The organism is Corynebacterium ulcerans (genome assembly GCF_000767685.1).
Taxonomy (GTDB): domain Bacteria; phylum Actinomycetota; class Actinomycetes; order Mycobacteriales; family Mycobacteriaceae; genus Corynebacterium; species Corynebacterium ulcerans.
This window is the reverse complement of sequence record NZ_CP009622.1, coordinates 2433436-2442826: the sequence shown is the minus strand read 5'-3', so window position 1 is coordinate 2442826 and position 9391 is coordinate 2433436. Positions and strand designations below refer to the sequence as shown.

Annotated in this window: 11 protein-coding genes; 8 read left to right on the top strand and 3 right to left on the bottom strand. The window is 52.7% G+C overall.

The window, feature by feature from the left end:
- The first annotated feature begins 983 nt into the window (after nucleotides 1-983).
- From rpmH to CULFRC11_RS10875, 8 genes are all read left to right on the top strand, one after another.
- Nucleotides 984-1127: a 50S ribosomal protein L34 gene (gene rpmH / locus CULFRC11_RS10905; RefSeq protein WP_013242964.1), complete on the top strand. Its 144-nt coding sequence runs from the start codon at nucleotides 984-986 to the stop codon at nucleotides 1125-1127.
- Nucleotides 1128-1153: 26 nt separating this feature from the next.
- A complete protein-coding gene (rnpA, locus tag CULFRC11_RS10900; protein ID WP_023634769.1) occupies nucleotides 1154-1510 on the top strand; it encodes a ribonuclease P protein component in 357 nt (118 codons plus the stop codon).
- Nucleotides 1511-1525: 15 nt separating this feature from the next.
- Nucleotides 1526-1813 carry a membrane protein insertion efficiency factor YidD gene (gene yidD, locus CULFRC11_RS11165; RefSeq protein ID WP_023634768.1) on the top strand — a complete coding sequence of 96 codons (288 nt, stop codon included), beginning with the start codon at nucleotides 1526-1528 and terminating at the stop codon, nucleotides 1811-1813.
- Between the two features lie 101 nt (nucleotides 1814-1914).
- Nucleotides 1915-2871 (top strand): membrane protein insertase YidC, encoded by a 957-nt coding sequence (gene yidC / locus CULFRC11_RS10895; protein ID WP_013912687.1) that lies wholly within the window; start codon nucleotides 1915-1917, stop codon nucleotides 2869-2871.
- Nucleotides 2872-3055: 184 nt separating this feature from the next.
- On the top strand, nucleotides 3056-3727 hold the full coding sequence (gene rsmG, locus CULFRC11_RS10890) for a 16S rRNA (guanine(527)-N(7))-methyltransferase RsmG (RefSeq protein WP_023634767.1): 672 nt from the start codon (nucleotides 3056-3058) through the stop codon (nucleotides 3725-3727).
- A 105-nt stretch (nucleotides 3728-3832) separates the two neighbouring features.
- The gene (locus tag CULFRC11_RS10885) at nucleotides 3833-4825 is read left to right on the top strand and encodes a ParA family protein (protein WP_023634766.1); all 993 of its coding nucleotides are present in this window, start codon (nucleotides 3833-3835) and stop codon (nucleotides 4823-4825) included.
- Nucleotides 4826-4830: 5 nt separating this feature from the next.
- Entirely contained in the window at nucleotides 4831-5886 is a 1056-nt protein-coding gene (locus CULFRC11_RS10880) for a ParB/RepB/Spo0J family partition protein (protein WP_023634765.1), read from the top strand.
- Nucleotides 5887-5927: 41 nt separating this feature from the next.
- Nucleotides 5928-6596, top strand: a complete 669-nt coding sequence (locus tag CULFRC11_RS10875; protein WP_023634764.1) for a hypothetical protein — start codon at nucleotides 5928-5930, stop codon at nucleotides 6594-6596.
- A gap of 50 nt (nucleotides 6597-6646) precedes the next feature.
- Here CULFRC11_RS10875 and CULFRC11_RS10870 read toward each other — a convergent pair whose 3' ends face one another.
- The 3 genes from CULFRC11_RS10870 to trxB form a co-directional block, all read right to left on the bottom strand.
- The gene (locus CULFRC11_RS10870; RefSeq protein ID WP_023634763.1) at nucleotides 6647-7828 is read right to left on the bottom strand and encodes an N-acetylmuramoyl-L-alanine amidase; all 1182 of its coding nucleotides are present in this window, start codon (nucleotides 7826-7828) and stop codon (nucleotides 6647-6649) included.
- A gap of 88 nt (nucleotides 7829-7916) precedes the next feature.
- Nucleotides 7917-8240: a thioredoxin gene (trxA, locus tag CULFRC11_RS10865; RefSeq protein WP_013912681.1), complete on the bottom strand. Its 324-nt coding sequence runs from the start codon at nucleotides 8238-8240 to the stop codon at nucleotides 7917-7919.
- A 30-nt stretch (nucleotides 8241-8270) separates the two neighbouring features.
- A complete protein-coding gene (gene trxB, locus CULFRC11_RS10860; RefSeq protein ID WP_023634762.1) occupies nucleotides 8271-9227 on the bottom strand; it encodes a thioredoxin-disulfide reductase in 957 nt (318 codons plus the stop codon).
- Between the last annotated feature and the right edge of the window lie 164 nt (nucleotides 9228-9391).

The window sequence follows — 9391 nt, the reverse complement described above, 5'->3', positions numbered from 1 at the left end:
ATTCGTATTTCCTTTACCTAGTGCGAATGAACAACNAACTAATTTTTCATGCTGATAAGGCAGTGCATTCGCGGGTCAGTGCTCTATCAGCAGCGCNTCACTAACCCCAAAAATAATGTCCAACGCAACGAGATTTCCCCATCCGGCAGTGAAAAATNGTTATTTCACTGTTCACGGGGATTTCACCGAGTTGTTCACAACGCTTTGGGGCTGTGACCNGCGTATTCCACAGAGTTTTCCACAACTGTGGATAACTTCCCACACTGGGGTGTGTGAAAANGTTATCCACATTCATTTCACAACCTTGTGGACAACGCCCACTGTGAAGAATTCCACTTTTNAACCTGCGTAAATTCAATTTTATGTGAAAAGTTTCGACATAAACTTGAGAGTTATCCACAGGTCTGGTTATTCACAGTGTGTGATTTTTCCTTACAAATATTGTTACTCGGTGTGACATAGGGCTGTCCAAAAATTAGTTTTGGATGTTGTATGTTTTCGGTCTGGAGCACTCGAACAGAGGCATTTTTATGGCTATATTGCAACTGTCGAGAGACTCTGACCGGCCAAATGGTGGATGAGCAGCTGTTAATTACAAAAATGTCATTACAGGGGTGGGGTTGGGGGAACGGCGTGTCGATTTGTTCTAGCTAGGAAAACTCACGTAGTATGTTGAGGTCTGTCACTGCAACGGGCGTGTTTTTAATACGTCAATCGCAAGTGCTTTGTTTGAGAACGCCGCTATGAACGACAGAGCTTTCGGAACGCCTCGCATCAAAAAAGATGTGTGACGCCGACAGGGTTCCGGAAATTCGGCGCTAACGTGATTGTGGTTAGCGTGGTGCGCGTACCTCACTTGAAAATCATCCAATTAGGGTGACCGCTCTTCCTGGCAGTGCTGGGAAGGAAGAGGGTGCTTGGCCCACTGTGTGGGTCGGGGATCTTTGTGCGGCCACCTACACACAACTTGAGGAGTGTTCACCGTGGCTAAGGGCAAGCGGACGTTCCAGCCGAACAACCGTCGTCGCGCACGTAAGCACGGCTTCCGTATTCGTATGCGTACCCGTGCGGGTCGCGCAATCGTGGCTGCACGTCGTCGTAAGGGCCGTGAGAAGCTGACTGCTTAGTCTCTTCTTACAAGAATTAAACGACGGTGCTTCCTTCTAGGCACAAGCTCAGCAATTCCGACGAGTTCCGTGGAACTATTCGGAAAGGCAAGCGTGCTGGAAGGAGCACCGTCGTTATTCATTTACGCACCCATGCTACTGCTGACAACATAGCGACAGTAGGTGGACCACGATTTGGCCTCGTGGTTTCCAAAGCCGTAGGCAATGCGGTGATCCGTCATGCAGTCTCTCGCAAACTTCGGCATATTCTTATGGGCATTAAAGACCAGATTCCACACGACGCGTATGTTGTTGTTCGTGCGTTACCCCCGGCGGCAACGGCGACGTCTAAAGAACTGGAAGCGGATGTTCGTTCGGGCGTCGAAAAGCTGCTTTTGCGTTGATAAGGAGCGGCTCTCATGTGTTATTCCCACCAGCAACTAGGCAGTGAGAATAATAGTTCTAGGCCTGTGCGACCTGCTGGGATTCTCAGCGGTCTGCTGTATGACGCGGTGCGTTTCTACCAAAAATATATTTCTCCCCTTAAGATGGGGTCTACCTGCCGCTTCGATCCGACCTGTAGCGCGTATGCGCTTGAGGCTGTGTCTCGACGTGGTGCTGTTGTAGGCACGGCGTTGACGATCGCACGGCTAGCCAAATGTGGCCCCTGGCACCCAGGCGGTTACGACCCCGTGCCTCGGCGTTGATTATGCACCGGAGATTCTTTGGAGGATCCTCGATGATCAGCTTCGATATGCAGGGAATGCCACATCTTAAAACTTCGACCACCAAGGAGTTCTGACTCACAGTGCTCAACTTCATTTATTGGCCGATCTCGGCCATCCTGTGGTTCTGGCACAAAGTAGTGAGCTTTGTGTTTGACCCGGGCTCCGGCATCTCGTGGGTGTTGGCTATTATGCTGCTGACGTTCACGATTCGTGCATTCCTTGTGAAGCCAATGCTCAATCAGATGCGTTCTGCTCGCAAGATGCAGGAACTTCAGCCGCTGATGCAGGAAATCCGTAAGAAATACGGAAAAGACCAGCAGAAGATGATGGCAGAGACACGGAAAGTGCAAAAAGAAGTGGGAGTAAATCCCATCGCTGGTTGCCTTCCTGCTCTCGTACAGATGCCTGTGTTCATCGGCCTGTTCCACGTGCTGCGTTCCTTCAACCGTACCGGTACCGGACATAGCCAGCTGGGACTTTCCGTTGAGGTCAACCGACAGACCCCTAACTACATCTTCTCGCCCGAAGACGTTCAGTCCTTCCTTGACGCTCGTATCTTTGGAGTTCCGCTCTCCGCGTACATCTCCATGCCTGGTGATATGTACAAGGCTTTCCAGCCTGTAGATTTCACCCGAGCTAACATCATTGCTGTTGCAGCCCCATTGATTCTGATCATCGTGGTAGCAACGCATATGAACGGACGTTTGTCTGTGAACCGCCAAAAAGCACGGCGTGAGTCCGGTCTGCAAGCTGCGCCTACTAGCGGCCAGATGCAGATGCAGATGGACATGATGAACAAGATGATGTTGTGGTTTATGCCATTGACTATTCTGTTTACCGGTGTCCTATGGCATCTCGGCCTGCTGTTCTACATGGTGGCCAACAACATTTGGACCTTCTTCCAGCAGCGTTGGATCTTTAACAAGATTGACGCAGAAGAGGCTGAAGAAATTGAAGCCAAGAAAGCTGCGAAGCGAGCAACAGCTCCGAAACCCGGACAGCGTCCAAATAACCCTAAGAAGGGTAAGAAGAAATAATTTTCTTCCATTTACTGCCGTCACCCCGCATGGTGGCGGCAGTTTTTGTTATTCCGCCTGGTGATTATGTGCTTGATGTATTCATTTTCCCGTTTGGGGGCAGCGATGTTAGGGCAGCGTGATAGCGTTGTGAAGGTGCCGGAGTTGTTTGTGCTGCCGGTAGAAGTATTAAGGATGGTTCCACGTGAAACATGAGGAAAACAACGGTGCTGAGCGTGAGCTTGAGCTGACCTCTCCCCCAGCTATAGCCACAGAAATCTTCGGATCTTTGCTGGACAAAGCGGTGGAATATCACCGTTTATTGGCTACCGACGGATCCACACGCGGATTTATCGGCCCTCGTGAAGTTCCAAAACTGTGGGACCGTCACATACTTAACTGCGCAGTCATCGGTGAAGCAATGGATCTTCATGCTCGCGTTGCAGATATTGGCTCAGGCGCCGGTTTGCCGGGCATTCCTCTTGCGCTTGCCCGTCCTGACCTGGAGATAACACTCATTGAACCACTGCTCAAACGCTCTGTTTTCTTGAGCGAAGTGAAAGACTCCCTGAGCCTAGATAACGTGACTGTGATCCGGGGGCGCGCTGAAGAAAAAGAAGTCCGAAACGAGCTGGGCCTTGTCGACGTCGTGACATCGCGTGCGGTTGCTCCCCTAGGAAAACTTGCGGGGTGGTCTCTTCCGCTAGTTCGTCTTGGCGGAAAAATGATCGCCATGAAAGGTTCTTCCGTAAGGGAAGAGCTTGATCGTGATGAAAAAATGATTTTTAAAGCTGGCGGTGGAAAAATCAAGATTTTTACTGTGGGTGATCAGCTTGAAGATCCAACTACATTGATTTCCATCCGAAAAGTTCGCTAAAAACAGCATCGGGGTGGTGTGGAACCGCCTGCCTTTTAGGCATTAAAGTAGAAACGTACACTTTGGGCAGGATAGGGCCCTCGATTCATAGACGAGAAGGGACGCATGGACGACCAAAACTGGGAAGATACACCGATCGCCGCTGCGGCACGTCGTGCGGCCCAGGTGTTGACACCGAATAGCCTGCACCTGCCCCGTCCAGATAGCTCTCGCAGGATGACTGTAGCTAACCAAAAGGGTGGCGTGGGAAAGACCACTTCTTCAGTTAATCTTGCAGCCGGCCTTGCCCTTAATGGACTAAAAGTTCTTGTTATTGATCTTGATCCTCAGGGAAACGCTTCTACTGCCCTAGGGGTTGATCACCGTGCTGGAACCTTGTCGAGTTATGAATTGCTCATCGGCGAGTGCACGGTAGAGGATGCACTACAGGAAACAACTGCATCCAAGAATCTCTTCTGTGTTCCTGCGACCATCGATCTGGCTGGCGCCGAAATTGAGCTGGTTAACCTAGTCCGGCGAGAGTACCGGCTCAGCGATGCCCTCAATACGGAGTATATGCAGCAGGCAGACTTCGATTACATCTTTATCGATTGTCCCCCGTCGCTTGGTTTGCTCACTATTAACGCGATGACCGCCGTTGATGAGGTGCTTATCCCCATTCAATGTGAGTACTATGCCCTCGAAGGTGTAGGACAGTTGTTGAACAACATCACAATGATTAGGCAATACCTCAACCCTAACCTGCACATTTCCTCGATTCTCCTGACCATGTATGACGGACGAACGAAGCTTGCAGAGCAGGTTATGGATGAAGTGCGCGGACACTTTGGTGACGTAGTCTTGGGAACCAAGATTCCGCGTTCCGTGAAGGTGTCAGAAGCACCAGGCTACGGGCAAACCGTTCTTGCCTATGATCCCGGTTCCCGGGGTGCGCTTGCCTACCTCGACGCGGCGCGAGAGTTGGCCACCCGCGGCGACTACATGCCGTCGGAAAGCTCGGGACCGATCGGCATGTCGCCAGAAGCATTACGTGAACAGCAAAGGCAAAGCCAGAGTGAAGGCAATACCGATCACGCGGATGAGACCTCGAAGGAGTAAGAAAAATGGCACAGGAAACTCGTAAAGGTGGTCTCGGCAGAGGAATCGGCGCACTGATAACCGGAAGCCCAACACCAGGGCAACGAATCGGCGATTCTGCAGCAGACGTGGTTTTCGGTGGCGCTGCCGAGAAGAAGACCCAATCGCGCTCTCAACGCGATACCAAACCTGCGCACATTAGCCCCATCCTTGCGCAGGTGGTAGAAAAGCAATCCGCAGAGTCACGGGGTGCTGATCAGCAACTCGAAGAATTTGGTGCCACCTATCGGGAAATTCCGATTGGGCTCATTATCCCCAACAATAAAAATCCCCGTAGCGTTTTCGACGAGGAAGACCTCGCTGAGCTGGTTCACTCAATCCGTGAGTTTGGTCTACTCCAGCCCATCGTGGTCCGCGAGACCGCTGATGAACATTATGAGATCATCATGGGTGAGCGCCGTTGGCGTGCATCGTCTAAAGCTGGTGTGAAAACTATCCCCGCAATCGTTCGCAAGACCGACGATTCGGAGATGCTGCGCGATGCCCTTTTGGAGAATATTCATCGAGTTCAACTTAATCCTTTAGAGGAAGCAGCTGCTTACCAACAGCTGTTGCAGGAATTCGGTGTTACTCAGAATGAGTTGGCGGATAAACTCGGACGCTCTCGCCCTGTCATCACCAATATGATCCGCTTGCTTGCTCTTCCTGTATCAGTGCAGCGCAAAGTAGCGGCTGGTGTGCTTTCAGCTGGACATGCCCGAGCACTTCTGGGCGTTAAAGGAGGCGAGGACCACCAGATCGCTCTAGCCGATCGTATTGTCGCTGAGGGTCTTTCTGTTCGTGCAACAGAAGAAGCCGTCACGCTGATGAACCGCGGTGAGAAAACAGCACCAAAGAAGAGGGAGAAGATACCGACTCCTGAGTTCCTCACCCATGCTGCAAACCGCCTTGCTGATGGGCTGGACACCAAAGTGTCTGTGAGCATGGGTAAGCGCAAAGGAAAAATTGTTGTGGAATTCGGTGGTCGTGAAGATTTCGACCGCATCATGGGTCTTCTCGGCGGAAACAGCGAGGAGCAGTAGCAGTTTGCGGTAGCAGCTTCTTGTGAAAGGCGCTTGGTGGCATGAGCACTCGAATCGAAGCCCTAACCTTAGAAGGTATCCCTCGGATCCACCTGGGGGCGTCGAGAAGCGTGTTTTGGGAGTTGGAAGAATCAGCGGCACTGCGCGCCTCTGCTGCCGGGACTCCAACCTTGGAAAAAGAAGCATGGTTAGCTGCTGTGCTGTCTGCATACGGAAGTTGCGGCTTCAACATCACGAGTACCCACAATGCTGCCCTACGCAGCTCTCGAGCCTGCGCAACTCTCCTCTACTGCCCAGCTACTGAGGCCCCGGGGTGCGCCCAATTGCCCACCGCCCCCGTGACCAGCGATGCCTACGTGCTGACCTCTCTCCACAGAGACCCAGCCGTGATGGGCAGCGGTATAGAAACAATGCTTCTCGACGCGGCCATCGTGTATCTTGCTGGACAAGGAATAAAAGCTCTTGAGGCCTTCGCCTGGGATGAATCCTTTTGTGATGATCCTTTTAATCCTCAGCCGGAAAACATTCAGCGCATACTCGCATCTGCGGAGGATATCGGCCTGATGACGGTAACGTTATTGGAATCCGCTGGATTTGAGATTATTCGGCACCATCCAGTGTTGCCCTTGCTGCGGCTTCAGCTACCGCCAGCGCACTCTTTACTCACTGCGGAAGCAGCGGAACCGTTGCTTGCCCACGTTCCGATATAAGAGGCAATAAAAATGGTGGCTTTCCGAGAGGAAAGCCACCATCGAACAGCTTAAAGCATGCCCTGTTCTAACATCTCTGCGAACTTGTAGGTGCCTGTGGGCTGGTCGTCGTCGTCAAGGAGATATAAACGCTTGACGGCCACCACAATTGCCTCTGCAATCGCGTCTCGATGCTTGGGATCAGTCAAGATCGTGACATCGTGTGGGTTGGTCAGATAACCCAATACCACCTCGATGGTCGGCATAGCCGTGATGCGGAGCAGATCCCAGGTCCTGCCATGGTTACCACAGTTGACTAGGTCAGTACGAGCGCTGATCTCGCGTTGAATGAAGCCGCTCAACATCTCACCAGTCAGGGAGTTGGTCCCGGCCTCAGAACCGAAGTAAAAAGTGGCAACGCCGTTTGCTTTGTCGTTCTGGTACTGATCGCATTGCAAACAAATCATCACATCGGCATCAAAAGCATTGGCTATCTCCGCGCGCTCCAGCTGTGAAGGATTATCCTGCCGTGGCCTAGAGATGATGGTCTCCATTCCCGCAGCGATCATGCGTCCCTCTACCCGGGTGGCAAGGTCCCAGAGGATTTCTTCTTCGGTGATCTCTCCATAAGGGCCCTGCACTACTTGTCCACGCGAGTTTCCGCCCAAAGAAGGGTCGATGACGACGCGCTTACCGGCGAGCATAGGGCCGGCATCGCGGACGCGTTCGCGCTCGCGAAGAGCCTGTGGAGAACCGCCGGTGATCCTGCGGCCAAGGCGCCCGAACGCACGGATTGTTTCGGGACCGCAGATGCCGTCGCTCTTGAGACCATAGTTGATCTGATAACTGAGCAGCGCCTTGTACGTATTATCCCCGAATCGGCCATCGACACGATCGGTATAAAAACCGAGTTCCTGCAGCTGCGTTTGTAGCTGCAGGACGTCGTCGCCAACGAAGATATTATTCGGCTCAAAGCTAAGAACTCGGGCACCGAGCTTATATGAGGCTTCGCGGAGGGCACGGAGGGTGACCTCGTTGATCTCGCCACTAGCGATGATGCCCCGAGCCTGTTGCATACCCTTGATGACTTCGGCGAGTTCTTCGTCGAAGTATGTTTCGGGGTCAGTGAACGTTTGCCCCTTGGACTGCTTGATTTCTTTATCAGAGTCCGGCACAAGACCAAGGCGCGTCAGTGCTGTTCTGACTTCAGCGACGCGCGGGCTGCGGTCACCTACTCGCAAGATGTCAGACACACTGCTCCTTTCCAATAACGGGTGGTCAAGCCAAAATGCCGGTTAATGGCACAGTGATGGCTTTGTAATCCTCGTCAAAGGATACCAGTTACTGGTGTGAACGCAGTTTTGCCACGATTTCTGATTTTGGACGAACCCCAACAAATTCGGCGACTTTCTGGCCATCCTTGAAAATAAGAACGGTGGGAATCGACATAATTTGGAACATTGCGCCCAGGTTGCGCTCGGCATCCACGTCGACTTTGCCTACGACGACATCGTCGCCCATCTCGGCGGCGATCTCATCGATGATCGGGCCTAGCTTTTTGCAAGGGCCGCACCACTCTGCCCAGAAATCGACGAGAACTGGTTTATCAGAGTCAATGACGGTTGTCTTAAAAGTTGCCTCGGTCAAAGCGATAGGTGCATTCATAAGAGTTTCTCCTTATACGTAGGTGGTGGGTTAGGCGTTGAGTGATGCGAGATAATTTTCGGCGTCGATAGCACCACGGCAACCGGAACCGGCAGCGGTGATTGCCTGCTGGTAGTGGTCGTCGACAAGATCTCCCACGGCGAAGACTCCAGGAACGTTGGTGCGCGTGGAAGGCTCTGCTACCCGGACATAGCCAGCATCATTGGTGTCTATTACGTCACGGAACAAGTCAGAGCGAGGATCATGGCCGATTGCTACGAACATAGCCGTGACATCGAGAACAGAAGTCTCTCCGGTAACAGTGTCCGTGAGTTCCAGGCCACTCACCGTATTCTCACCCAGCACCTTGGATACGGTCTTATTGGTGAGGAACCGGATCTTGTCGTTGTTCTTTGCCCGTTCCAGCATGATGGCGGAAGCACGGAACTCCTCGCGGCGGTGCACGATAGTCACAGACTTAGCAAACTTGGTAAGGAAGGTCGCTTCTTCCATGGCGGAGTCGCCGCCGCCGACCACAGCGATATCATGATCGCGGAAGAAGAAGCCGTCACATGTGGCACAAGCAGATACTCCCCGACCCAGGAGCGTCTGCTCGCCTTCCGCGCCGATATAGCGTGGTGCAGAGCCCGTGGCCAAGATGACGGAACGGGCATGGAACTCTTGGTCGTCGACCCAGATCTTTTTGATCTCGCCTTCAAGTTCCACCTTGGTCACCAATTCCATGCGGAGATCCGCGCCAAAGCGTTCGGCCTGAGAACGCATGTTGTCCATAAGATCTGGCCCCATGATGCCCTCTGGGAAGCCGGGGAAGTTTTCTACCTCTGTGGTGGTCATGAGAGAGCCACCGAATTCGATTCCCTCGAAAACAATGGGCTTGAGCTCAGCGCGAGCCGCATAGAGAGCTGCGGTGTAGCCGGCTGGACCGGATCCGATGATGGCTACGTCGTGCACTGTGGTCGCGTTAGGCACGTTGGGTGCTTCAGACATGAGGTTGCCTTCCTAGCTGTTGTAACTGAATCTAGCGGGGCCAGATATGTGGAGAAAGCCCTTGTGAGATCTCCGTAGGTGCTTTCGTGATTCTGGCTCAGTGTAGCCGTTAGCCGCAGCGCCTCAGCATTCTCATAGGTTACTTTCTTTTTCTTCCTAACAAG

Excerpts from the sequence above, each read along its gene's own strand:
- yidD (WP_023634768.1), top strand. The coding sequence starts at position 1,526 with ATGTGTTATTCCCACCAGCAACTAGGCAGTGAGAATAATAGTTCTAGG.
- trxA (WP_013912681.1), bottom strand. The coding sequence starts at position 8,240 with ATGAATGCACCTATCGCTTTGACCGAGGCAACTTTTAAGACAACCGTC.
- CULFRC11_RS10885 (WP_023634766.1), top strand. The coding sequence starts at position 3,833 with ATGGACGACCAAAACTGGGAAGATACACCGATCGCCGCTGCGGCACGT.
- CULFRC11_RS10880 (WP_023634765.1), top strand. The coding sequence starts at position 4,831 with ATGGCACAGGAAACTCGTAAAGGTGGTCTCGGCAGAGGAATCGGCGCA.
- trxB (WP_023634762.1), bottom strand. The coding sequence starts at position 9,227 with ATGTCTGAAGCACCCAACGTGCCTAACGCGACCACAGTGCACGACGTA.
- CULFRC11_RS10875 (WP_023634764.1), top strand. The coding sequence starts at position 5,928 with ATGAGCACTCGAATCGAAGCCCTAACCTTAGAAGGTATCCCTCGGATC.